Annotated in this window: 24 protein-coding genes; 14 read left to right on the top strand and 10 right to left on the bottom strand. The window is 42.3% G+C overall.

The window, feature by feature from the left end; genetic code table 11:
• Nucleotides 1-47: 47 nt before the first annotated feature.
• The 3 genes from E7X57_RS05570 to E7X57_RS05560 all read left to right on the top strand — a co-directional run bounded on the left by E7X57_RS05570 (nt 48) and on the right by E7X57_RS05560 (nt 2,729).
• Entirely contained in the window at nt 48-797 is a 750-nt protein-coding gene (locus E7X57_RS05570; protein ID WP_135611457.1) for an NAD-dependent protein deacylase, read from the top strand.
• Between the two features lie 50 nt (nt 798-847).
• Nucleotides 848-2,260: a TIGR00297 family protein gene (locus E7X57_RS05565; protein ID WP_135611455.1), complete on the top strand. Its 1,413-nt coding sequence runs from the start codon at nt 848-850 to the stop codon at nt 2,258-2,260.
• 73 nt (nt 2,261-2,333) lie between these two features.
• Nucleotides 2,334-2,729: a Mov34/MPN/PAD-1 family protein gene (locus E7X57_RS05560; protein ID WP_135611453.1), complete on the top strand. Its 396-nt coding sequence runs from the start codon at nt 2,334-2,336 to the stop codon at nt 2,727-2,729.
• Between the two features lie 39 nt (nt 2,730-2,768).
• Here E7X57_RS05560 and E7X57_RS05555 read toward each other — a convergent pair whose 3' ends face one another.
• A complete protein-coding gene (locus E7X57_RS05555; RefSeq protein WP_135611451.1) occupies nt 2,769-2,969 on the bottom strand; it encodes a hypothetical protein in 201 nt (66 codons plus the stop codon).
• A gap of 118 nt (nt 2,970-3,087) precedes the next feature.
• Nucleotides 3,088-5,043: an ATP-binding protein gene (locus E7X57_RS05550; RefSeq protein ID WP_256369408.1), complete on the bottom strand. Its 1,956-nt coding sequence runs from the start codon at nt 5,041-5,043 to the stop codon at nt 3,088-3,090.
• Between the two features lie 669 nt (nt 5,044-5,712).
• On the opposite strand from E7X57_RS05550, the gene E7X57_RS05545 reads away from it, so the two are divergent.
• Genes E7X57_RS05545 through E7X57_RS05525 form a run of 5 tightly spaced genes read left to right on the top strand, consistent with a single transcriptional unit; the run spans nt 5,713 to nt 8,621 of the window.
• A complete protein-coding gene (locus E7X57_RS05545) occupies nt 5,713-6,120 on the top strand; it encodes a co-chaperone YbbN (protein ID WP_135611446.1) in 408 nt (135 codons plus the stop codon).
• Between the two features lie 33 nt (nt 6,121-6,153).
• Nucleotides 6,154-6,450, top strand: a complete 297-nt coding sequence (locus E7X57_RS05540; protein WP_135611443.1) for a ferredoxin-thioredoxin reductase catalytic domain-containing protein — start codon at nt 6,154-6,156, stop codon at nt 6,448-6,450.
• 56 nt (nt 6,451-6,506) lie between these two features.
• Entirely contained in the window at nt 6,507-6,965 is a 459-nt protein-coding gene (locus E7X57_RS05535; protein WP_135611440.1) for a (Fe-S)-binding protein, read from the top strand.
• A 16-nt stretch (nt 6,966-6,981) separates the two neighbouring features.
• The gene (locus E7X57_RS05530) at nt 6,982-8,226 is read left to right on the top strand and encodes a formylmethanofuran dehydrogenase subunit B (RefSeq protein ID WP_135611437.1); all 1,245 of its coding nucleotides are present in this window, start codon (nt 6,982-6,984) and stop codon (nt 8,224-8,226) included.
• The gene (locus E7X57_RS05525; protein ID WP_135611435.1) at nt 8,226-8,621 is read left to right on the top strand and encodes a molybdopterin dinucleotide binding domain-containing protein; all 396 of its coding nucleotides are present in this window, start codon (nt 8,226-8,228) and stop codon (nt 8,619-8,621) included. The genes E7X57_RS05530 and E7X57_RS05525 overlap by 1 nt, the downstream gene beginning before the upstream one ends.
• Before the next feature lie 91 nt (nt 8,622-8,712).
• Here the strand turns inward: E7X57_RS05525 and E7X57_RS05520 are convergent, their stop codons facing one another.
• Nucleotides 8,713-9,561: a methanogenesis marker 8 protein gene (locus E7X57_RS05520; RefSeq protein WP_135611432.1), complete on the bottom strand. Its 849-nt coding sequence runs from the start codon at nt 9,559-9,561 to the stop codon at nt 8,713-8,715.
• Between the two features lie 38 nt (nt 9,562-9,599).
• Complete coding sequence (locus tag E7X57_RS05515; RefSeq protein WP_135611429.1) at nt 9,600-10,901, bottom strand: phenylacetate--CoA ligase family protein; 1,302 nt, start codon at nt 10,899-10,901, stop codon at nt 9,600-9,602.
• A 238-nt stretch (nt 10,902-11,139) separates the two neighbouring features.
• Here E7X57_RS05515 and E7X57_RS05510 point away from each other — a divergent pair, with 238 nt between their 5' ends.
• Nucleotides 11,140-12,075, top strand: coding sequence for a UbiA family prenyltransferase (locus E7X57_RS05510; RefSeq protein ID WP_135611426.1), 936 nt, complete (start codon nt 11,140-11,142; stop codon nt 12,073-12,075).
• 79 nt (nt 12,076-12,154) lie between these two features.
• Here E7X57_RS05510 and E7X57_RS05505 read toward each other — a convergent pair whose 3' ends face one another.
• Entirely contained in the window at nt 12,155-13,324 is a 1,170-nt protein-coding gene (locus E7X57_RS05505; protein ID WP_135611424.1) for an ABC transporter permease, read from the bottom strand.
• A gap of 254 nt (nt 13,325-13,578) precedes the next feature.
• Between E7X57_RS05505 and E7X57_RS05500 the strand changes: the two genes are divergently transcribed.
• Nucleotides 13,579-14,493 carry a hypothetical protein gene (locus E7X57_RS05500; protein WP_135611421.1) on the top strand — a complete coding sequence of 305 codons (915 nt, stop codon included), beginning with the start codon at nt 13,579-13,581 and terminating at the stop codon, nt 14,491-14,493.
• A 249-nt stretch (nt 14,494-14,742) separates the two neighbouring features.
• Here E7X57_RS05500 and E7X57_RS05495 read toward each other — a convergent pair whose 3' ends face one another.
• Nucleotides 14,743-15,789, bottom strand: coding sequence for an endonuclease/exonuclease/phosphatase family protein (locus tag E7X57_RS05495; protein ID WP_135611418.1), 1,047 nt, complete (start codon nt 15,787-15,789; stop codon nt 14,743-14,745).
• A 274-nt stretch (nt 15,790-16,063) separates the two neighbouring features.
• Nucleotides 16,064-17,722: a SulP family inorganic anion transporter gene (locus E7X57_RS05490; protein WP_135611414.1), complete on the bottom strand. Its 1,659-nt coding sequence runs from the start codon at nt 17,720-17,722 to the stop codon at nt 16,064-16,066.
• 402 nt (nt 17,723-18,124) lie between these two features.
• Between E7X57_RS05490 and putP the strand changes: the two genes are divergently transcribed.
• A complete protein-coding gene (gene putP, locus E7X57_RS05485; protein WP_210409035.1) occupies nt 18,125-19,615 on the top strand; it encodes a sodium/proline symporter PutP in 1,491 nt (496 codons plus the stop codon).
• Between the two features lie 168 nt (nt 19,616-19,783).
• On the opposite strand, the gene E7X57_RS05480 is transcribed toward putP, so the two are convergent.
• Nucleotides 19,784-20,443 carry a B12-binding domain-containing protein gene (locus tag E7X57_RS05480; RefSeq protein ID WP_167880904.1) on the bottom strand — a complete coding sequence of 220 codons (660 nt, stop codon included), beginning with the start codon at nt 20,441-20,443 and terminating at the stop codon, nt 19,784-19,786.
• Nucleotides 20,444-20,785: 342 nt separating this feature from the next.
• Nucleotides 20,786-21,721, bottom strand: a complete 936-nt coding sequence (locus E7X57_RS05475) for an alpha/beta fold hydrolase (protein WP_167880903.1) — start codon at nt 21,719-21,721, stop codon at nt 20,786-20,788.
• Nucleotides 21,722-22,027: 306 nt separating this feature from the next.
• Between E7X57_RS05475 and E7X57_RS05470 the strand changes: the two genes are divergently transcribed.
• The 3 genes from E7X57_RS05470 (at nt 22,028) to E7X57_RS05460 (ending at nt 24,141) form a co-directional block, all read left to right on the top strand.
• A complete protein-coding gene (locus E7X57_RS05470) occupies nt 22,028-22,819 on the top strand; it encodes a hypothetical protein (RefSeq protein ID WP_135611406.1) in 792 nt (263 codons plus the stop codon).
• Nucleotides 22,820-22,901: 82 nt separating this feature from the next.
• Nucleotides 22,902-23,819: a hypothetical protein gene (locus tag E7X57_RS05465; protein WP_135611403.1), complete on the top strand. Its 918-nt coding sequence runs from the start codon at nt 22,902-22,904 to the stop codon at nt 23,817-23,819.
• A 10-nt stretch (nt 23,820-23,829) separates the two neighbouring features.
• Complete coding sequence (locus tag E7X57_RS05460) at nt 23,830-24,141, top strand: hypothetical protein (protein WP_135611402.1); 312 nt, start codon at nt 23,830-23,832, stop codon at nt 24,139-24,141.
• A 133-nt stretch (nt 24,142-24,274) separates the two neighbouring features.
• Here the strand turns inward: E7X57_RS05460 and E7X57_RS05455 are convergent, their stop codons facing one another.
• Nucleotides 24,275-24,832, bottom strand: a complete 558-nt coding sequence (locus E7X57_RS05455; protein WP_135611399.1) for a class I SAM-dependent methyltransferase — start codon at nt 24,830-24,832, stop codon at nt 24,275-24,277.
• Nucleotides 24,833-24,876: the final 44 nt, after the last annotated feature.

Here is a 24,876-nt window from a genome sequence, read left to right as displayed (position 1 = left end):
AAACCCCCACACACCCTATAAATACCATAACCGCCCCAAAATAACTCATGCAAGAACTCCTCACCCTCCTGCAAAACTCAAAGTACTGCGTCATCCTAACCGGCGCAGGAATATCCACCCTTTCAGGCATCCCGGACTTCAGAGGGAAGGACGGCATCTACAACAAGTTCGATGCGGACCTCATCTTCTCAATAGACTACTTCAACGAGGACCCGTCTTATTTTTACACGCATTCCAGGGAACTGATATATGATCTTGAGATGAAGGAGCCGAACATCATTCATAAGGCCCTGGCAGAGCTTGAGAGGAGAGGGATCGTTAAGGCTGTGATCACGCAGAACATCGACATGTTGCACCAGAGGGCGGGGTCTGAGAACGTTATTGAGGTTCACGGGTCTCCGGTAAGGCATACGTGTCTTGCGTGCGGTAAGAAGTATTCCTTTGAGGACGTTGTGGGGATTCTTGAGAAGGAGGAGGTTCCCATGTGCAATGAGTGCGGGGGGCTGATCAAGCCGGATGTTGTGTTCTATGGGGAGATGCTTGAGCATGATGTGATCGAGAAGGCCATTGAGGAGAGCTCTAAGGCTGACCTGATCATTGTGCTGGGGTCTTCACTGGTGGTCCAGCCGGCGGCTTCGCTTCCGTTGTATACTCTTGACAACGGCGGGGAACTTGTGATCGTTAATAATATGGCGACTCCGCTGGATGATTATGCAACCGGGAAATATAATGATCTGGTGGAAGTTTTCAGCTATCTGGATGAAGTAATGGGTCTTAACATTTCAGAACATATATAAATGAATACAGCTTAAAGAGCTGATACATATATAATTTAAAAACGATGAATATGAAACTGATACCGGAACACATTATTCAGACTGAACCTCATGCACATGGACAGTTGATACTATCCTTTGCTTTCATGTTCATATTCCTACTGTTCCCATTCGTTAGCTGGGAGGTTCTTATCGCCCTGTTCTTCGGTCTGCTTCTGGCACTCAGGTACCTTGAGGACAGACCTCACACATTAGGAGGTTTCGAGCCCATGCTGAAGATCAGATCGCCACAGTATCTGGTAGTATCGGTCTTTATCCTGCTTCTGGTAAGTTTTGTGCTGAACTTCTTCTCTGCTACCTATCCGCTCTTTGTGATAGGACAGACAATAACCATATCGACCATCGGACTTGGTGTTGCCACCATCGTTCGCTGCCACATGAAATCGAAGTATGCATATCTTACAAAGAATAAATACCCTTCAAAGGAATACAGGAACGACCAGAACAGCCTGAACCTTATTCCATCAAGCATCTCAATGCTTGTCACAGGAATTATTTTTGCATCAATAGCCGGTGCCTGGATAGTCTACTGGCAGGATTCCGGAATATCCTACAATCTGGTGTTCTTTGTAGCGGTAATAGGCTCAATAACAGCCGCACTTTTCGAATCAATACCTTCTAAGATCAATGAGAATATTTCCATTCCGCTTGGTGCCGGAATGGCAATGTGGCTTTTCGTCTCATTTGGCTATTCCATACCAGCTCAACAGATCATATTCGCACTTCTGTTCGCACTGTTCCTGGGATACCTTGCATATTACGCAAAGATAGCCGACATATCCGCATCCCTGAGTGCCACCCTGATCGGTGTCCTCATCATTGCATTCAGCAATATCTACTGGTTCGTCCTGCTGTTGACATTCTTCATACTTGGAGGAGTGTTCACCAAGTACAAGTATAAGATGAAAGAATCCATGGGCATTGCAGAAGCAAAGGGCGGTGTGCGAAACTACGAGAACGTTTTCAGCAACAGTACAGCAGCCCTCATGCTCGCAATAGCATACGGGATCTACCCGCAATATGGGGAACTGATAATCTTTGCATACCTGGGAACCGTAGCAACAGCTGCAGGAGATACTCTTGCCAGTGAGATCGGTACGACCTCCAACCAGAAGCCAAGAATGATAACGAACCTGAAGCCTGTAAGGACAGGCGTCGATGGGGGTGTAACCATGCTTGGAGAACTGGCCTCCATAGGTGGATCTGCGGTCATCGCAATTCTGGCAGTGGCTTTCGGTATGGTGGACAATGTTACTGCAGCCCTTGTAATAACAATTGTAGGTGGTTTCTTAGGCACGAATGTTGACAGCCTTCTGGGTGCTACACTCCAGAGCAGAGGAGTGTTGTCCAACAGTGGTGTCAATTTTGTAGCCACCTTCATAGGTGCAATTATCTCTGCAGGGCTCTACCTTCTGTTTTTCTGATCTTTGCAGATATATTTAATATCGGAATTGAACTTCAGCAAAACTATATCATCTTCGAAAACAATTTCTTATCATGAAAGTAAATGGCATTGCACGTGAAACGCTGGAGTTCATCCTGAGTGTCAGTAAGTCCATGGCCCCAAATGAATTCGCCGGACTCTTGCAGGTAGAGAAGGGTGTGATCGCTGAGGTCCTTATACTTCCAGGCACTGAATCCAGCGACCAGAATGCTGTGATCAGGTTATTCATGATGCCAAACGTCTCATCCGTAGGATCTGTACATAGCCATCCCGGACCTAACATAACCCCTTCAAAGGCCGATCTCCGGCTCTTCGGGAAAACAGGTAGCTATCACATCATTGCAGGGGAGCCTTATGATGAGAACAGCTGGCAGTGTTACAATGCCGATGGGGAACCCATTGAACTTCCTGTGCTGGATGTAGAGCTTGAGGAACCTGATTTCATCTGATACTGTGATATTATTAAATGATAATATTGCAGTTTGAAATTACTTATCCTGCATTTTTTTGTGCATAAAACCACCCAGCCAGAAACCTACCATTCCAATGCTAAAAGCTATTGGTATAAGGATAAGCACCTTAAACCCAAGTGGAACCATCAATGGGAGTGCAACTGCTATAAAGGCCAGAATGAAAAAGATGTATCCGGCATATTGTGCCTGTCTTCTGGAAATATCGCTCATTGACATGATATTCATCATCTAACATACTGATATTATTTAAATGAAACAGATGCAATATCGATACGTATTTGTTAAAATTTCTCGATCAATATGGAACACAATTAAAAGATCGATCAACCTTGGATCATTTTGTAGTGATCTGATTTTGAACAGGTATTGTAAAAGTGAACTTACTACCTTTTCCAACTTCGCTTTCAACCCAGACATTCCCGTCATGCATCTCGACGAAATTTTTTACCAGAGCAAGACCAAGACCGGTGCCACCATATTTTCTTGAGTTTGATGAATCCACCTGAATGAAAGGATAGAATAATTTATCCTGATCTTTTTGTGAGATGCCAAATCCGGTATCTTCTACAAAAACAGAAACGAGATCATCCGACCTTTCCACTCCTATTGTCACAGAGCCACCCTGGTCAGTGAACTTGATCGCATTGCTTACAAGATTATACAGGATCTGTTTGAACTTCAATGCATCCGCCACTATCTGGGGATCATCCATATTTATACTACATTTCAGGTCAATATCCTTCTTTTTTGCAAGAGGCATCATTGTCGCTTTTATTCCATTGATGATATCAAGGATAACAAACTTTTCCCGGAAAAGTTCCATCTTACCAGCTTCGATCTTTGAAATGTCGAGAAGATCATTAACTATTTCTAAAAGATGCTTACCATTTTTAATAACATTTGACAAATACTTTTTTTGAATATCACTCAAGGTTCCGAAATTCTCATTGTACAGAACATCAGAGAATCCTATGATCGAATTGAGAGGAGTTCTCAGTTCATGATTCATATTTGCTATAAATTCGGTCTTGGCCCGATTAGCATTTTCAGCAGATATTTTTGCAGCTATAAGCAAATCTTCAGCATTTTTGCATTCAAGCCCTGCTCCTATTATCTGAGAGACCATACTAAGGATGTCGATATCTTCTTTTGTCCATTCCCCGTCATTCAGGATATTGTCCAAACCAAGGTAACCTATAAGCTCATTGTTCATATACAAAGGCAAAACTATCAGGGACCTAATACCCTGCATTTCAAGGATAGATCTCTCTGCAGATGCTTCTTCTGTCAAAGATGAAACATCTGTAATGTGGATCGATTCACCCTTATGGAGTCTATCCATCCACCAGGGAAACATGCTTACCGGAAGATCCTGAAGATTATCCTTTTGTGGGGTAACACCTTCAGGACAGTACTCATGAGTATTGTTCATCCGTTCCCCATCATTGCTGAATCTAAAAATGTAACTTCTGCTGCACCCGCATAGGTCACAGATCTTTTGAAGAGCCAGATTGATAGCATCATCAATATTTTCAGGAGACACGAACATAGAAGAAACAGATGAGATCGTTCTTTGAATTTCGAGCTTTCGTTTGATGAGAAGATTCGCTTTTTTGATCTCAGTGATATCCACAAAAGAAGCCATCAGACAAACCGGATCCCCGAGTTCATTAAATACAACGTTGGATGATAAACTTACTGAAAAATCAGTACCATCTTTTTTTCTGGCAAGTAATTCCCCTGTCCAGCTACCTTCAGATAATAATTCGTTTTTTACTTGCTCTGCTATATTTTCATCCTGCCACAATTCTACAGAAGATCTCCCAAGGATCTCTTTTTCATCATCATAACCCCATAATTTCAGGAAAGAAGGATTGGCATAGGTCAGATTTCCTTCAGTATCAGCAAGAAAAATAGCATTCAGCGATGAATCGATAGCCTTTTCTTTTACTAAAAGTTCCTTTTCTGTTTTCTTAAGGTTTGAAATATCTATAAAACTCTCGATCAAGTATAGATGATCACCTTTCTCAAACTTCTTGACCGTTTTTAGAATTGGAATTTGTTCACCCTTAGAATTTAAAAGTATACGTTCCGATCGATCTAAATTTTGCCCGGGATGAGTAACAGGACATTGTCCGATCTCAGCAGAGCAGATAAATTTATGACACACGTTACCAATGATATCTTCTTTTGGCAGCCCGATCATCTTAGCAGCTGTTTTGTTCAGATCAACTATAACATGATCATTGCTATCAATGATAACAACACCTGATATTATTGAATCTAAAATAATATCAACTATTTTTTCTTCATTGTGTATCGTTTATCTCTCTCCAATTTTTAAAAGTCCATTATGATGATGACCTTGCTAATTATAGCATTACATGCTATATACTTTACTATTATATTTCATAATCAAATAGAAAAATCTATTAGTGTATGGCAAATCTTGTGATTAGTCATATTTAGTAGAGATCGATTCACAATTATAAAATTTGAGAATCTGCCAGGAAAACATATTATCAGGATGAACTGAAGATTATTTTTTTGCCGATAAACACATTCCATACAATGATCAGGCATGTTATGCATCCGATCCCATCATTACTTGATCAGAAATCTAACTCCTGCTGAATTATAAAAGCTCACAGATGCCCTTAAGAGCTACATATTCGGAAAAAGTTCAGTCTGCATGGAGTTATGTTTATGTCAGAATAGCTATATACTGACAATACAGAATTCTTGAAATTCCTTTGAGAGCCTGCTACTTAATGCCACCATATAATTTCATAGATCAGTATCGAAATAGATATGTACTTTCAGATATGCTTTATTTGTGCTCTATAAAGGAAAGTGTTGAAATATCAATGTATATTAGAGCTGCTAGCATGCATTGCAGACAAATTTATTTGTAATAACTTTAGCTTAAAATTAAACATGGAGCAAGAAGGTGTAATATATGGGATTGGGAGACTTTATCAGCAACCTGTTTGGAAAAGAAAAGGCAACTGTAAGCAACGAACCGGCAGTAGAGGAGATCAGTACGAACCTTTACGAAATAAACACAGTTGCATTCGAGAGTGAAGTAATAAAGTCCCATTTACCTGTCGTAGTGGACTGCTTTACAAAGACCTGCCCACCATGCCGAAAAATGGCACCCGTGTTTGAAAAGGTAGCAGCGGAATACGATGGGAAGATAAAGTTCATAAAAGTAGATCTCAAGAACTCGCCAGAGATCGCTAAACAGTTCAAGATCCTGGGAGTACCAACATTTTTATTCTTCAAAAGTGGGGAAATGGTGACGAACGTAGTTGGATTTGTTGAAGAAGAGAAACTGAAAGAGAAACTTGACAGTCTTTTGGAATGATGTATTAAGGATAACTGATTCAGAGTGAGAATTATGAGCGAAGGCAAAACTAAAAAAGAAGAAGTTCATGCATGGACTTCCAGATACGCAGATAAAGCGGGCTATATGCTTAATCCTGATGAAGAAATGAGGGACCTTGTCCTGGAAGGAATAGCAAAGAACAAGGATACTCACGGAAAGAACTATTGTCCCTGCAGGATAGTTACAGGTGATGAGATCGAAGACAAAAAGATAATTTGTCCCTGCATATACCATAAAGATGAGATCGAAAACGATGGTTCCTGTCATTGTGACCTGTTCTTCAAAAAGAAAGATGAAGATAATGATTAAGATCAAATCTCTTTTTTGACCTTTTATTGATATGAGATAATTTATCAGGTGAACCTATGACAAATGCATTGGAGATATACCAGCTTCTCCCAAAAACGAACTGTAAGCAATGTGGAAAAGCCACATGCATGGCTTTTGGAGCTGCTCTTCTTTCAAGGGAAGTTACCATCGATGACTGCCCGCCCTTAAAAGAGGATAAGTTCAAAGAAAACTATGAGAAGCTCTCAAAGATGATCACACCCTCAGGCGAGGCCTCGGAATCCGGAATGATCGTCCACACGGAAAAATGCATTGGCTGCGGTAATTGTGTGGTCGCCTGTCCTGTAAACGTAGCAGAAGACCCTTATGGTGCAGGTTCAGGAAAAGCTCCTACAAATGAAAATGTCATCCTGCGCGTTGAGGATGGTGTTGTACGCCTCTCAAATGTTAATCAATGCCGTCGCTTTGGGAAAAATAAGATAATGTGCAACGGCTGCATAGTAACATGTCCGACAAAAGCAATAGAGTTCGTCTGAAGTAGTGGTGAGATAAGTGGAACAGGAATATTACGTTTGTACAGGTTGTGCACTTCTTTGTGATGATATCGAAATAGAAGTAACTGATAACAAACTCTCAAAGATCAACAATGCCTGCTTAAAAGGTGTAGCCCGCCTCAAAGAGTGTGCTGAGCCTGCAGAATGTAAAGTTGACGGAAGCAATGTTAGCATCGATGACGCTATAAATGAAGCAGCAAGAATACTTAAAAATGCAACTGATCCTTTGATATTCGGCATGGGTAATTCCACTACCGGTGCCCAGAAAAAAGCTATAGAGCTGGCAAAAAGGACAAATGCATATATTGATGATACATCCTCTTTCTGCCAGGGACCCGTTATTGAAGCGATCCTTGGAGACAGGATCAGGACATGCACGCTGGATGAAGTGAAAGACTATGCCGATGTGATAGTCTATTGGGGTGCAGACCCTTCGAACTCACATCCACGTCATCTCTCAAAATACACATATTTCCCTCGCGGAAAAGAAAGACAGCGTGGCTGGGAAGAAGACAGGACCGCTATCTGCATCGATGTGAGAAAGTCTGATACCGCCATAATATGCGGAGATAAGTTCTACCAGATACCACCACAGGCAGATGAAGAGCTTCTCGATGCCCTCGTCAGTGCACTGTCAGGAAAGGTCCCGAAGGTCTCCTTTGGAATGGGACCAAAGAAGATACTGGAACTTGCCAACCTGTTAAAGAAAGCAAAGTTCGGTGTCGTCTGTGTAGGTCTTGGGTTGATCTATTCCGTTCCGGATATTGAACCTCTTGTCAGATTAATGAACAAGCTCAACGAGGTATCGAACTTCCACCTCATACCAATGGTAGGCCAGTACAATATGCGTGGATTTGACCACAACCTGCATGAAGAAACGGGATATATCAATCGTGCAAGATTCCAGGAAAGCGGGGTCGAACATGGTCCGCAATGCTCAATTGTTGAACTATTGAGAAAAAAGAGTGTGGATGCAGCTCTTGTAATAGGTTCGGATCCAATGTCAAGCCTGCCGGGAAGTATTGCTAAAGAGCTTCTTGACATCCCTGTGATAACGATAGATCCCTGCATGACAATGACGTCTAAAAAAGCAAAGGTAGCAATAGCCTCTGTAACCAGTGGTGCTGAATGTGGTGGCACTGCCATAAGGATGGACGGTGTTGAGGTCGAGTTCAAACCGATGATAAATACAGACAACTTGAGTGATGAAGAGATAATTAGCCGCATCATGGAGGCATTATAATGGGATTTGGCCAATTTCTTGCAGCTCCTGAATATGACCTCAAGATCATAACCTACAGGGATATATTCCAGAACACTGCCCTTGAGTCCTCAAGAGGCGGAGAGGAATACCTCAACCGTTCAGCAGTCATAAAGATAGATGCAAATGACATGAAGAAGATGGGATTCAAGGAGAACGGTCATGTGATCCTGAAGAACAGCTTTGCAAGGATCGTGGTTTCTGTTCAGCTATCCGAATATGAAGAAGCACATGAAGGCATTGCCTACATGACCAACAGCCCATGGTCAAATGCACTTGTATCCGCTGACGATGGTACAGGAGTACCAAAGTTCAAGATGATAACTGCAACGATCTCTGATGCAAAGGAAGAGAAAATAACAACTTATGATATGTGATATCGAAACCCGATATCTTACATTTGTCCTTTTTTGCCATTCGTTTCACAAGTGGTCGTTAAGGATCATAAAAAATATTTTGCCGAGAAGATCAGACAAGATCTTTCGGCTGCTTCTTTTCAGGAAGCATTGGTAATGGCATTGTGTTCACAAGGATCGGACTTTCAACTTCCTTGGCACGCTCAAGCAGCAGTTCCTTTCCTTTTTGAGTAAGTCCAAATAAAGGCACAGCAGTTCCTACCTGTACCAGAGGTTTTATTGAATCCCTTATGTTCTTTGAAGCACAGGAAGTTATAATATCGAGATACTTGATGATCTCGAGAGCTTCTTCCCTGCCAAGGCCAGTTGTATGTGCACCGATTATCATAAGCTCAAGGTCATTTTCTTCCTCGATCTCACGAAGGGCTCTTGCAGTAGCAGGGTCAACCACAGTAACTGCGATCCTCTTGAAGCCAAGATCACTGGCTTTCAGAACACCACCCAGAGGGTCGATCTTTGCACTTGAAGGATCGAGCACGATGCCACCCCTTTCCTCAATACCGTTGATCACCTTGTCAATGGGTTCGGTCTCTATAAGACCTGATATCCTTGCACCCATTCCCTGAACAAGAGTTGGATTGTTCGTAATTACAGTTCCTGCTCCATCGCACACGGTTATTGTAGTATCCAGCATGTCACGGTTCAGGCCGGTCATCATCACTTCTGAAGCACCGAATCCCACAAAGACATCCATCTCAAGTTTACGGTCCTCAGTGAAAAGACCGAAGTCCCTTATGCGAAACTCCATGTTCTCCTTTACAGCCTCACACGTGATCTCTTTGATACCTCTTGCCTTTTCAAAAAGAGGACACCACTTAAGCTGTGGCTCGCCAACCTCGACAACCTTTCCATCCTCAACAACAACCCTTGTTTTCCCAAGGATCTCCATAACATGTGGCATAGTTTAGCCTCTGAAATAATATGAAATAAATGAAGGATTTAGATAGCTTCCCTTCTGTCAAAGACTCTCTTGGCTTTACCTGTGCTTCTGGGAATAGTACCCTTTTCCACAAGTTCCACATTGGCCCTGATATTAAGGACGCTCTTGAGTTCGCCTTCAACAACCTTCTTTACTATTGCAAGGTCCCCGATCTCACCGGTGAAAGCATCTTCATCAAGTTCGACCCTTACAGTGATCTCATCCAGCTTCTTCTTGTTCCTGTCAAGATATATCTCGAACTGGTCAGTGATCTTTTCGACCCTGACAAGTACATCTTCTATCTGGGATGGAAAGACATTGATTCCTCTTACAATGAGCATATCATCTGCTCTTCCAAGGATCCTTGAAATACGATCAGTGGTACGTCCACAGGCACACTCACTTTTCAGACGCCTGGCAATATCTCCGGTATAATACCTGATAACCGGTAGCGCTTCCTTAGTAAGTGAGGTAAGCACAATAACTCCTTTATCTCCTTCTGCAACCTCTTCGCCATTCTCATCAAGGATCTCTACAATGTAGTGATCACTCCAGATGTGAAGACCATCTTGTTCCTGACATTCAAAACCGATGCCGGGCCCCATCATTTCAGAAAGACCGTAAGAATCGTATGCCTTTATGTTAAAAGCAGATTCAAGTTCTTTTCTTGTGCTGGAAGACCACGGTTCTGCACCGAAACAGCCAACACGTAATGATAATTTGTCAATGACACCCATTTCCCGGACAGTTTCCGCAAGGTAAAGGCCATAGGAAGGGGTACAGTGGATAGCAGTAACATCAAAATCCTCCATCATCTCGATCTGGCGGACAGTGTTTCCTGTTCCGCTTGGAACTGCCATGGCACCCAGTCTCTCAATACCGTAGTGGAAGCCAAGACCACCGGTGAAAAGACCGTAGTTAACAGCATTCTGGAAAGTATCAGTAGCATCAAGACCAACCATTGTGAAGTTGCGTGCCATCATGTCTGCCCAGATGTTGATATCATTGGCAGTATATCCGACCACAGTAGGTTTACCGCTTGTACCGGATGATGCATGGATACGAACGATGTCCTTCTTTGGGACAGCAAAAAGACCGAATGGATAATTGTCACGCAGATCCGTTTTTCGGGTCATAGGCAGTTTTTTAATGTCATCCACGGACTTGATATCATCAGGAGTTATACCCAAAGCATCGAACTTCTCCCTGTAGAAAGAAACATTATCATAGACTGCTGCAGCCGTTTTCTTCAAACGATTCAATTGCAGTTCCCGAAGTTCATCGTGCTTCATGGTTTCAAATTTTGGCTGCCAGTATTTCATGAGATGATCACCTTTTCAGGTGTGATTGAATTCAATCTTTAAATTATTTCCTATCAACATCCCAATAAAAAAGATGAAACTGGAAATGTGCTGCTTTTAGATATTTATAAAAAGCTTATGGTGAGTCCATGTTTTTCATATTATAACGCCATGAATTATATTTTTGTTAACATAAAACTTATCTGATGAACATGGGATATTGTCCTATGAACATTTATCATTTTTTTATAGAGGAAACATGAGTATTTCACATAGTATAACAGAGAGTGACAGATATTATAGCGGAACTTTCAGTATAATAGGAGAACTATGGCGTGACTTCATATACGGAGGGCATATCTTTGCTTTTGGTGCTATATGTGTAGCATTCATGTGTTCGATCCTTTTCGTGATCCCTGTCACATGGGATTTCCTGATCATAATCTATCTTATGTTCTACATAATCTACCTCTACGATTATTTTAATGGAACAGAAGATGACCATAAAACAAATTCAAAACGTGCAGAATATTTCCGGGAAAATAATTCAAGAACCCTAGCCTTAATTTTATATGGGTCCATTATTTCCATAGCTTTCATTTACGTACTATATAGTGACATACCGAATATGCTAATCGGATTTGCTATTCTGATCCTCGGATTGACATACCAGGCATACTTTAAGGCCATTACAAAAAAGATAACAGCATTCAAGAACATCTTTGTGTCACTGGTCTGGGCAATACTTGTGTACGTCATGTTCATGTACTATTCATATCCCATAACAACAGAAGCTTTGATCATGTCCGCTTTTGTATTCCTGAGAATGACCGGCATCCAGATCCTTTTTGATATAAGGGACATCGAAGGAGATAAAAAGAAAGGACTTCGGACATTACCTGCAATATATGGGTATAAGAAAGGGCTTTTGACACTGATCGCCATTAATTTCATTACAGTTATATTGCTTATTTATGAAACATACATACAGGTTCTTCCACCTGTGGCACTGATGATCGTACCAGTAATGTTCTATTCCCAGAACTATCTCCAAAAGGTCAACAAATCAAGAAATGACCACAAAAATTACCTCTTTGCAGCCGGAGAACCATTTATCTGGTTCATACTGATATTTTCAGGTTCAATGTTCTTCCGCATGATCCCTTACATATCAGGTATCACGAACATCTTGTGAGAAGCATTGACCCGTGACACAAAAAACAGATCACCAAATATATGTTCCGATAAGGTAATCGCAACTTCAACAAGCAAGGTCAGTCATTCTCAATTGCTTCCACGGGATCAAGTTTCGAAGCGCGTCTTGCAGGATAAACTCCTGCAATGAGGTTCAGGATAAAAGCAAAGCCTGCAGCATAAACGAAATTGATAGCTTCTATTTTTACTGGCATTGTGGTCAGGCCAAGATACATCTCACTTGGAAGCTCAAGCTCATAAGATCCAATTGCTACAGATGCAAGATATCCAATTACACATCCCACTACTACGCCGGATGCTCCAAGAAAAGCTGACTCAAAAAGGAAGATAGACGTTATGCTTTTTCTGGAAACACCCATTGCTTTAAGCATACCGATCTCTTTTTTCTTGTCCATCACTACTGTGATAAGGGTATTGGCAATACCAAAACCTGCGATCACATAGATAAGACCATAGAATATCCACACAAACACCATCTGAGTATTAAGCAGATCAAGGATATCCTTGTTAGCCTCTGTCCAGCTAACCGCATCGACCCCGGTTTCGTCCTCGATCAAGGTTGCTATAGCCTCTGCCTGATAAGGATCGAGCACCCTTACACCTATAGAGGTAACAACCCCGTTCTTTCGGAAGAGATCCTGTAGCGTTCCAAGCCTTGCATATGCTAAGCTTTCGTCACTGGCGGTTCCTGTGTTGATAATGCCGACAACTTTGAAAGATCTTGTAGATGAACCCGGATAAACAGCTTCGATGTTGTCACCAACACGCACTTCGAGGTTGTCTGCAAGTTCATCACCAAGGACAATGCCATGTCCTGTAAGTGCAAGGTCTGCAAAACTGCCTGAGACAATGTCGTCACCCACTCGCATTACCAACTCTTCAGCATGTGGTTCTATACCTTTGAGCAAGACACCTTCTGCATTGTCCTTATATTTCAACGCCGCCTGACCTGAAAGATAAGGCGACACTGCAACGACCCCCTCTTTCTGCAAAATGAGATACATTAGATGATTATACAAATGGAGATCATCTTCAGCACCTGATTGCGAACTAACGACAATATGCGGAGCATTCTCTATGGTTATCTCGATAAGTTCTTCCTGAACCCCTGACATCATTGACATGAGGACAACTATAGTAGCAACTGCCAGTGCAACGGCGATAAGAGAGAACAGAGTATGCCGCCGGCGTGAGTTTATATGACGCATTGCTATGCTTAACTCGAACACAAGAGATCTCCCGACACAGGTGCTGTGCCTGTTATGGATATTATATTAATTTCTTCGGCTTAATATTTGTTTGTATTGCTTGTATTTATTTTGAAACTGGGCTACTCATCTTATTTTTAGACTAAAGTGAACCAAATATCAACTTCCATTAAGGCACATATATTTATAGCTTTCAAATATTATTATAATGGGCAGGTCTTTCCGCAGATGAACTGTGGAGATGACATGAGGGCTGCTCTTATAGAGGTAATCAGATGGATTTTATTGATAAGCTAAAGGATAAACAAAAAGACCAGAGCGCTAAGAACTGGTTCGACCTTGGTCTGCAAACAAAAAGCCTGGATAAAAAAGTGCAGTACTTTACAAAATGCCTCTTAATAGAGCCGGAAAACGTACAGGCATTAAGGCATCTGGCTAATGCACAGGAAGAGCTTGGCATGATCGATGCTGCCATGGGAAGCCGTGCAAGAGCAGATGACATTGAAGGCTCAACCGGTATGTTCACCCAAGAACCCGGAACCTACAACGAAAACGATGCATTTGGTTCCAGTAGTTTTACCTCAGATACTATGGCCCTAGAAGAGGAAGAACAGTTCGTGGAGGAAAACACATTCTCAACACCTGAAAGTAATGGAAGTATGAGCTTTGATACTTCTTTGAATGAAAACGACCAGGGTATTGAGATACCCAGTTCTAACAACGAGAAGTGGGCTATTTTTGAGATAGCAAAAGAAAATGAAGCTAAAAAGGAAGAAGAGAACTTCACCACAAATGCAGCATCATTCTCCCAGCAGGAAACAAATGTCGTTGTAGAAGAACTAAACGAAACTGAAGATCAGCCAGCTAGTCCAACAACACCAGCCAGTGTTCCGGAAGAAGCTCCCACAAGAACAAAACCTGAACCAGTTGTTGTTAAAAAACAGACTGAGCAGAAGGCAGCTACACCTGTGAGAGAACAGACTGCACGCCAGCCAGTTGCACAAGCATCAGCTGCCAGACCTACACCGGTCACTTCAAGTCCGGCTGCGGTTCCACAGGCAATGCCACAATGCAGTATTCCGGAACCAGTAGCAATGAAATTACCAATGGGTGAGATCATCAAGTTCTGGATCGTGGGTGCAGTTGTCCTGATCATCGTAGGCATGATCATGAATTACCTTACTGTGTAAGAATAACTTTCAAAGAAGATCAACTACCAAAAACTACCAATATATACCGAATTGGTAGTTTATTGGACCTATAGCTGGATCTTTTGAGCTTATTATAGAATTAAAATTAAAAAGAAAAGGATGGTAAAGCATATCATTTAAGATATTGGTCCAGCCTTTTGCCTGCTTTTATCAGTTATTATTTTTGTATTTCTATTTTCATTTATCGTATATCCCATAGCATCAGCCTGTGGTTTTTAGCACTGGATCTCACAGATCGATATCACCGTAGCAGCTGACCTCCATATAGACCGGATAGTGGTCTGACACAGCAACTGTCATTTCTTCGGAGAGACCGTATTCAAGATCATACCTGAACACTCCATTCTCACCGCTAAGGTCGGAAACATCGGTCAGAACTATCCTATCGTAAGTATAGTCAGTACTCTTTGTGGTAGTATCCAGGCTATCATCGATAAGCCAGAAGTAGCTATCAAGATCACTGGTAGAGTCCTCATCAAAGTAGTTACCATCAGCGTTGAAGTCACCCATAATAACGAAGTCCCCTTCATCAGGATAGGACATCTGTGCATATTCAAGGACATCGTCAAGAGCATTGATCTCTTCTGTAGCCTCGTCCGGATCGGTGTGGATTACCATGAGCACCACATCATAATCACCATCCACTGCACTGAAAGAGCTGATATAAGGCTGTCTGTGGAACGGATCCGTGCCATCAGGCTCAGGATATGTTTCAGGTGTGCCTGTTACTGCAACTGTGGTGGAGTCATAGATATAGGCATACTGCTCCTTACTGGAAGTTCTTCCAAGCCTCTCACTTACAACATAATCGTATTGTGCTCCATCACTGTTCACAAGATCCACAAGTTCAGGAAGCGCAGTCTGCGAGGAATCACGGATCTCCTGAATAGCTATGATATCATATGTGCGAACGATATCTGCAAGCACCATCATGACATCAGGTTTTGATGCCTTTGTCACACCGAAAACCTGTATATTGAAAGCCCCTATCCGAAGATCTTCCGAATCGGATGCTGAACCCTCAAGTGCAGGTGTTGCTGTAGTATTATCCACATGATCCGTATCATCGATATCAGATGGAACACTTACCACAGGTTCATTAACTTCATCTAAATCGTTCAACTCGGCCTCTATCTCTTCTATTGCACCTGATACCTCTGCTGCAGCCGTAGCGATCTCATCCACAGACCCTGCAAGGTCTTCAGTGGAATCCGTACAGCCGGAAGATACCAGGAATATTGCTAAAAATAAGATCAGGATTGTTTTTTGTAACATTTCTATACTCCTTTTTTGGAAGTATAGATTTTTAGTTATTATATTATATTAAAGTTATTAAATAATCGGAAAAAGAACCTATTGATCTTGAAGACCCTGCATAAATACAGTTACAAGTAAAAGCTTTTCGAAGATCCGAGAATGCCTGATCAATAAAAAAACAGGCAGAATAAGGAGAGCATACTCCTTATTTCACCATAATATCCTAACATTGGATGAGGATTTGAATCAGGATGTCAAGGTCATAATCATCTTCAAATGATCAGGTGGAAGCTTATCTTCCACCTTCCCCGGAGGAACTCAGATAAACAAGAGCTTCCTGCGTCCTCTGGAATATAAGTACCTCATTTTCCTTTACCATTTCACTAAGAGCCGTATCAGAGTTGATAGCAGTCATTACTTCCGGCTGAACGCTTGTGAGATAGACATGGTCCCCCAACTTATTACGGTTTAGAATAAAGCTTTTCAGCCTTTCTATACCCGTGGTATCGATAAAAGGAACATAACGCATTCTTATCACGACATGCTTCTTTCTCATATTGATCTGTTCATCGACCTTGTGCTCGAATACGTTCATCGCTCCAAAGAAGAACGGACCATTGATCGTGTATACGGCTACGTTATCGTGGAGATATGGATCAGAAAGGATCGTAGCATTGATACCTTCTGATGGGTCATAGTTCTCCATTGTATGAATATCGATCATATTTGTCAGCCTTATGAACAGAAGGATTATGGAAAGGAACATACCAGCTTGAATGGCAAATACAAGATCAGTCAGCACGGTCAGTGCAAAGGTCGAAAGCAGGACGAAGGTATCCATCTTGCTGATCCTCATGGTGGTCCTGATCTCTTCGATGTTGATCATTTTTATAGAGACCAGTATCAGGATACCTGCAAGATATGCCTTTGGTATGTACCTTGCAATTGGTCCGAAGAATATGAGAATAGCAAATAATATAAGAGAGTGTATTATTCCGGACATACGTGTCCTGGCACCTTCCCTGATATTCACTGCACTTCTTGCGATTGCTGCTGTTGCAGGAATGCCTGCAAAGAAAGGAAGAAGCACGTTTGCGATACCCTGACCGATGAGTTCTCTGTTACTGTTATGCTTCGTAGTTGTCATTGCATCGCAAACCACAGCGCATAGAAGCGATTCTATGGTCCCCAGCAAAGCTATTGTAAAGGCAGCAGGAAGAACAGCATATAGGAGCTCAAGATCAAAGTTCAGCATGTGAAACTGTGGAATATTCCCGGGAATGTCTCCTACTATGGGAACCTCAAGATGGAAGTAATACGTAAGAACCACAGAAATGATCAGAGTCACAATGGATGCCGGGACGTTGTTCAGGTATCTTGACCCGGACAGTATCCTTGGAAGCAATAACATCAGGACAATGGTCCCACCAAAGAGGAGGACGGCTGTTGTGTTTGCCATTCCAAGAGCTGCAAATACATCATAAACGGTTTCCCAGACATGCTCACGTGCAGGCAGAACAAGACCAAAGGAATTGGACAGCTGGCCGATCAGGATGATCACACCGATACCACTTGTAAAACCGGAGATCACAGGCAATGGGATATACTTCACCACTTTACCCAGGTTCATTATACCGAACAGTATCTGGAAGATACCCGCTAAGCATCCTGCAAGCAACAAACCTTCCACACCATGAGTATTGACCGTTGAGAGAATGATAACGGTCATGGCGCCTGTAGGTCCTGATATGGAATAACGTGAACCGCCAAAAGAGGAGACAAGGGCACCTGCAATTATTGCAGTATAAAGTCCCATTACAGGTTCTACCCCGGATGCCAGTGCAAATGCAATTGCAAGCGGAAGTGCTACGACCGCAGTAATGAAACCTGCTTTAAGGTCGCTCAAAAACGATTCTTCAAAGTATTTTTTTATTTTATGTTCAGTTGTCATTAGATCAAGTCTTTAAATCGATTCATTTTTTGATTTATGAAACACGAGATCGAAAAAAGCATCATACAGACATAGAAATGACTCAGGATACATGGACTAAACCTGTGGCTATCAAAGACCAGATCCAGCAAATCAGATGACTGATGCGTTAATTTCCACGGGCTCCATCACCGGGTACCAATTTTTTAAATGTAGCCGGTTGATTGCGTCAGACATGCTACTGGTGTAAATAGCTTTTGGATAGGTATGACTCTTTGATCTATGAAATCAGCATAGTAATTTCCAAAAAAACGAGGTTATTCAAAGATATTGAAGGTTTGTATAAAATCATAACATTAATAACTAAAAACCCTGTATCCAAAACAAATTAATTTGACAATGTCCACAGGAGATCATATATTCATGGAAATTATATCCGGAAACCAGAGTGTTGCGATCATAATCATATTATACCTGCTTTTTATGCTGACGATCGGTTTTTACTACTACAGAAGGACCGAGAACCTGTCTGACTATATCCTTGGTGGCAGAAAACTGAACAAATGGGTAACCGCTTTAAGTTCTCAGGCATCAGATATGAGTGGCTGGCTGCTTCTGGGATTACCCGGTTATGCATACCTTGCAGGAATGGAAGCAATATGGATCGCACTTGGTCTGGGTATCGGAACATATCTTAACTGGAAGTTCGTTGCTAAGAGGCTTCGTAAATACACAATGGAAGCAGGCGATGCCCTCACGCTCCCGGTTTATTTCGAGAATCGTTTCCGGGATAAAAGCAAGCTCCTGAGAACGATCTCAGCCCTGTTCATCCTGATATTCTTCCTATTCTACACATCCTCCGGTTTCGTTGCAGGAGGTAAGCTTTTCAGCACGGTCTTCGGGGTCGAGTATATCACAGCACTTACCATCGGAGTTCTTGTTATCATCTCATACACTTTCATGGGAGGATTCATGGCAGTCTGCTGGACAGACTTCTTCCAGGGCTTGCTTATGATCCTTGCCATTACCCTGGTACCTCTTACAGCCATGAACGGACTCGGAGGGATCTCTTCGACCACCGACATAATAAGAACCATCGACCCAGGTCTCCTGAGTCCCTTTACAGGTTCAGACGGAAGTGTGATCTCACTGATGGCAGTTGTTTCCCTTATGGCATGGGGATTCGGCTATTTCGGACAGCCACACATTCTTGTACGTTTTATGGCGATCGGCAACCCGGAGGAGATAAAGCAATCACGTGCAATCGCAATGTCATGGGTCACCATCTCCCTCGCATTCGCAGTGATCGTAGGTCTTGTGGGAAGAGCCTTTGTTCCCGAGTTCCTTGCAGGAGCTACAAGCGAGACCGTTTTCATGGTTATGATCAACAGCCTCTTCCACCCGGTAGTTGCAGGAATAATGCTGGCAGCGATCCTGGCAGCCATAATGAGCACAGCGGACTCACAGTTGCTGGTGGCAGCCTCTGCCTTTACAGAGGATATCTACACATTGCTCTTCAAGTCAGATGCCAGCCAGAGGGAACTTGTCTGGATGGGGCGTTTCACGGTTATCGGCATCTCCCTGCTCGCCTACTACTTCGCACTAGACCCGGAAAGCTCGGTCCTTGATCTTGTGGCCTACGCATGGGCCGGATTCGGTGCAGCTTTCGGACCTGCCATCATCTTCTCCCTGTTCTCAAAGAAAATGACAAGGAATGCAGCCCTTGCAGGAATGCTCATTGGAGGGTTCACGGTCATCGTCTGGAAACAGCTCTCAGGTGGTATCTTTGACCTATATGAGATCGTACCGGGATTCGTGCTTTCCAGCATTGCTATCTTGCTGGTCACCAGATTTGGTGAGGAGCCGGAACAGGAAATTCAGGATGAGTTCGAGAAAGTTCAGAGGTCGGTCTGAACTTTTAACCTTTTACTGATCGTTAGCATCCAAAGCTAGCAATATTGATCTTAAAAGTAGAAAAGCATGGATCTAAACCTCATTTTTAATTTCAAGGATTGCTATTTCCACATCCACAAATACAAATTGCAACCCGATCGGAAAACGCTATCGAAATACAGTGATCGGTCATTTCTTATGACATCTTATCAGAATTTCAGCAGCCTCCACAGCCTCTGTGGCAGTCCTGACAAAGGCATCAGCACCGATCTTGTCAGCATAATTCTGTGTAACGGGAGCTCCACTGATCATCACTTTTATATCATCCCGAATTCCCTTTTCTTTTAATAGATCGATTAGATCTTTGAGATTGTTCATTGTCGTGCTTGTCATAGAGGATGCTGCAATGATGGTAGCTTTATTCTCAATTGCTGCATCGACAAACTCTGATGCATATCGGTCCTTACCAAGGTCGATCACCTTAAAACCTGCAATTCGTAGCATACTCGATGCAATGTTCTTCCCCAGATCATGCGTATCATTCTTGACAGTGCCTATAACAACAATGCCCTTGCTTTCGACTTTTATCCCACTTTTAGCCAACTTTTCAGCCATGATCTTGTTTGCTTTGTCAAGAAGAGAAGTTGAATTCATCAATTGGGCAAGGAAATATTCTTTTTCATCAAACCTTCTCCCAATTTCAGTAAGAGCTTCAACGAAACTGTCTAAAAGGTCCTTCACATCATAGTCACTTTCAAACCACTTTTCAATGACCTCGATGACCCCTTTTTCATCAATTTCCACAAATGATTCGTATGCATCTCTAAGAAGATCCTCTTTTGATGGCATTATGATACCTCTTTTAAGTACACAATAAAGGTTCATTGAATACTATATAATATTGTTTCTTCGATGATTTAGAAATCCCATACTCAGTAGTAAGATCAGGTAAGACAAATTAGTCAGCTGGAAAAAAAGAAACTAATCGAAAAAATAATTACTTACAAAAAACCACTTTGCATAGAATGAAATCTGACAAACAAAGGAAGGAAACCGAACAGGGTGCTTTACGAGCTTTCAGGATTTGTATGCAAAGAATGCATTGACGAGTTTGCTCCGGAGTGCACCGAAAAGAGCTTTGTGCTGATAAAGAATATCAACATTGGACCCGAAACTGTGCACTTTACCCAATCACTCTGATGCCAGGAAGCACAGGATAGTATCTGCGTATTCTTCGGGAAGATATTGCTCTCCCAAATGCCCCACGTCTTCAAATAGGACAAACTTAGCATCAGGAACCTGTTCCGCGATCATAATGGAAAGTCCCGGAGGTGTGAGAATGTCTTCATTACCTGTGAGAAGTATCATTTTGTTTTGAATCTCAGGCAGTCGCTCATATGTACCATTCCACTCCAGATTTCCTTCGGCGTACTTTCTGAGCACTGGGTCGGTTTCAGGATCGAAAGCCCGATATTGAAGTCTGTCCCTCAGTATCTCAGTCTGAGGAACATCGATACTATAGGTTGCCGATGAAAGGATCAAGCAGCCCACCCTCCCAGAGTGTTCAAGAGCCAATTCCTGAGCGATCACCGCTCCCATGGAAGTACCAAATATATGTGCAGAATCCAGTTCAAGCACATCCATCAGGCCTGCAGTATCGTTGACAAGCAGAGATATAGAGAATTGTTCATTATTGTCCGATGAATATCCCATTCCCCTATTATCAAAGATGATAACCCTGTAACTTCCAGATAGTTTCTCGACAAAGGTCGCATTACACATGTCCATTGTAGAAGCAAATGGCGTTATCATCAAGAGAGGTTGCCCTGAGCCAAATTCCCGATACCCAATTTCAATACCATTAACATAGGCATATTTTACAGGAGTTTCAACGATCGAGAACTCGGCAGTATCAGAAGTTCTGTTTTTCCCATGTACCTTATCTTCGTTTGATATGTGCTCAAACAGGAGTGGATCGTTAATAGATAATGAAGAACCTAAGGATGATGAATTGATCGAAACTTCTGAAGATTCTTGAATTGAACTACCACCCTCAATTCCAATGCAACCAGAAAATACAAGAGTTACGAGAATCAACGTCAGAATTATATCAATTCTTAATTTCATGAAATTTGAATAGAATTTCATATATAAAAATACCACAGCCACTTACATCATTTCTTATAGCTCAGATTTCAGGTTGATCCAAAGTACTGAACTCCCCTTAAATAGAAATTCAAATTAATTTGTTTGAGTCAAACGCATTGGTGACATAAAAATAGTATATTCAAAACCGATATCCCATCAACCCCAGATAACGCTTCTGGAATGTTAAAACGTAGTACAAAACCCAAACCAGTCGATAACTGATAACATTTATATACATTGCAGATTAATTTCCTCACATATAATAAATTTCTAAGAGGATGTACTATGAATAAAAATATAGGTATTATAATAATCGTTTTAGCGATCCTTGCGTCTGGTTGTGTATCTACGGCAACCATTGCGCCTGTAGGGTCTGAAGATCTGATCCTGAGTACAAAACCGATAGTTATGAAGGAATTTCAGGAACAGGACATATCCGTGCTGGTGCTCAACAACAATACCAGTCAGCCAATTGATTCCGTAAGAGTGAGTTCTTTTGGGCCATTTACGATCCTCGGAGACAGCTCAGACATAAACATTCCTGCAACTAAGAAAGCCACTATTAGTGCCAGGATCCAGGCTCCTGCATTTGATTCTGTTGAAGATACTACGATGTTGACCATATCATACGCATCAGGTCTTGATGAAGAAGAAAAACCAGTGATCCAGACAAAGAACATTCCGGTCCAGACCGTTGTCCTTCCGGATGCATCACTGCAATTCGTGGGTTTTGTAGAAGATATAGATAATCTGCTTGCAACTCCACCGGTTTCCAGCTGGGAAGCTGAAAAGGGTGAAAATGTTACTATAAAGTTCTCAGTTAAAAACAACGGACAGACCACGATCGCTGCAGATAGCCTGATTGTACTTGTTGATATTGAGAACGAGCTTATCGGAGGCAATGGAAGTTTCAACATAACCCAGGCCATGGCAAGGGGTGGTACCTCCTATACCCGTGGTGTTGAGATCCCGGTCCTTGACGATGCTCCTAACGGGGAAACTGATGTGTACATAAGGCTGATGCAGGGAGATTATCTTATTGATTCCCAGTCCCTTGTACTCAAAGTAAAACTTTAAAACAGGTTTGATCGCCATGGGATTAGAGATTTTAGGATCGAAAAGATCTCTCTTTTTATTTTTTATTGGCATCAGCTTGATCTTGACATCGTTTTCCGGCTGCATTGATACTCCGGGAGACCTTTATAGGGAGTATGATGAGGTATTCATCCAGGACATCGATGTGATGTCCACTCCCCAGGAAGAAGGTTCTCTCATGACAGTAACTCCATATATCAGAAATGACCGGAGTTCCGACAGTTCGATGCTTTCTGTAAAGGTCAAGGTAATTGACCAAAGCACGCAGCTGACAGTTGCCGAAAAGAATCTGGACATGGGCTATGTCAAAGCCAAATCTATGGCTTACAATAGTGCATCTCTTGAAGTTCCGGAGCCCGGGGAGTATATGATCGAAGTTCAGCTTTTTGAGGATGACAGTCTTCTGGATGCAAGGAATACGTTCGTTACCGTGAAAGAAAAGCCTTCTGCTGACCAGCCGGCTAACATTAAGCTTACTGACATGAACCTTGTGATCACCAAATTCGTGAACTCGGATAGAGAGGCAGTGGTAGATATCTCTCCCGGTATCTATAACGAGGGAGGGGATTCAAAATCCCTGAATATGATCGTTACCGCAAGAGTTGACCCTTACAAAGCATATACCGAAAGTGACGAACTCGGGATCCTCAAAAGTTCGAGCCGGGTCAGGGGAAACGTGCGTTTTGTTCTCCCAAGGAACGACGAGTACACATTTACAGTAATTGTGGAAGAGAACGGAAGGGAAATTGCTACGTCTGAAACCCCTGAGCCGATAAAACTGGATGAGATCTATAAGATAGATGTTACCAAAACGTATCCGCTTGTTGAAGAAGGTACACCAGTGGTCGAGGATGAAGCAACAGAGGAACCAGGTGAAGATGCGATGCCCGGATTCCAGATACTGATGACGCTCACAGCTGTCCTGCTGGTTGCCGGAATCGTTAACAGAGGAATACTAAGCAGCAAAAAGCATAGAAAATGAAGGGGATAATATGACAGGGGAAGAAAACAGGCTTAACATAAAGAGCAGGGAAGATGAAGACCCTTCAATGGAGGACTTGGATACAAGAGGAAGAACGGCAAAGAGCAACAATGACGAATCTTACAAAAAACTCGTGAATGTGGCAGTGGTGATCGTTCTTGTAGCTCTGATCTTCATCGCCCTGTTCTCCTTCTTTTTTAGTATGCAGGAGGCAATCGTTGCCCTTTTCGATCCAAGGTATCAGGCACTTATGCAGGCAGTCTTCAGCCTGATAGTTCTGGTTATGGGGGTTTACATGATCAAGATGTTCTTGCCGAAATGATAAAGGTGCTCAACCTCGCTTCTGCAAACTAATAACGTTTCTGCACACGCCAGATCTCGCTTCTGGAGTGCGAAGCGAGGTGATTCGGCATCCGGATGTCCTGAGACTTGTGAAAAACAGGGAATGATAGTTATCATTCCTTTTTTAGAACAACTGCTCTACTGAAAAATATCTTTGGCCTTTCCACAATTGTGAAACCATTATCTAAAGCCATCCTGACGGTATTTTTAAATTCATTCGATGAAACATGGATATATGGTTCTGCTATGAACAGGAACCCGTTGGTCTTTACAATGGAAGCCAGCTCATTGAGAGTCTTTTCCGGGTTTACAACCTCATGAAGCACATAGAACGCTATTGCGAGATCGACATTCTCCGAGATACCAATTAAATCCTCTTCACATTTGTGTAGAATTACACGTTTCTCTAGTTCCGTAGCCTGTATCTTTTTTCTGAGCTTGCGGAGCATCCCCTCCTGCAGGTCAGAAGCTATGACCAGACCGGAACTACCGACCATTCGGGCTATTTCTATTGAGAAAAACCCAGGACCACATCCAAGATCAAGAACTGTCATCCCTTCTTTGACATAAGGCTCCAGTATAGCCCGGGGTTTCTGCAACCATCTTCTTATTCTGTTATCCAAGATGCCTGCTATCTCAGCCGGACACACACGATTGTATCGAATGTTCACAATATCCCCTTAAAGATAATCATCTAACATGAAACATATAGTTA

This window comes from Methanococcoides sp. AM1, from assembly GCF_900774055.1.
GTDB lineage: Archaea > Halobacteriota > Methanosarcinia > Methanosarcinales > Methanosarcinaceae > Methanococcoides.
The sequence above is the reverse complement of the archived record's forward strand: the minus strand, read 5'-3'. Positions and strand labels throughout refer to the sequence as shown.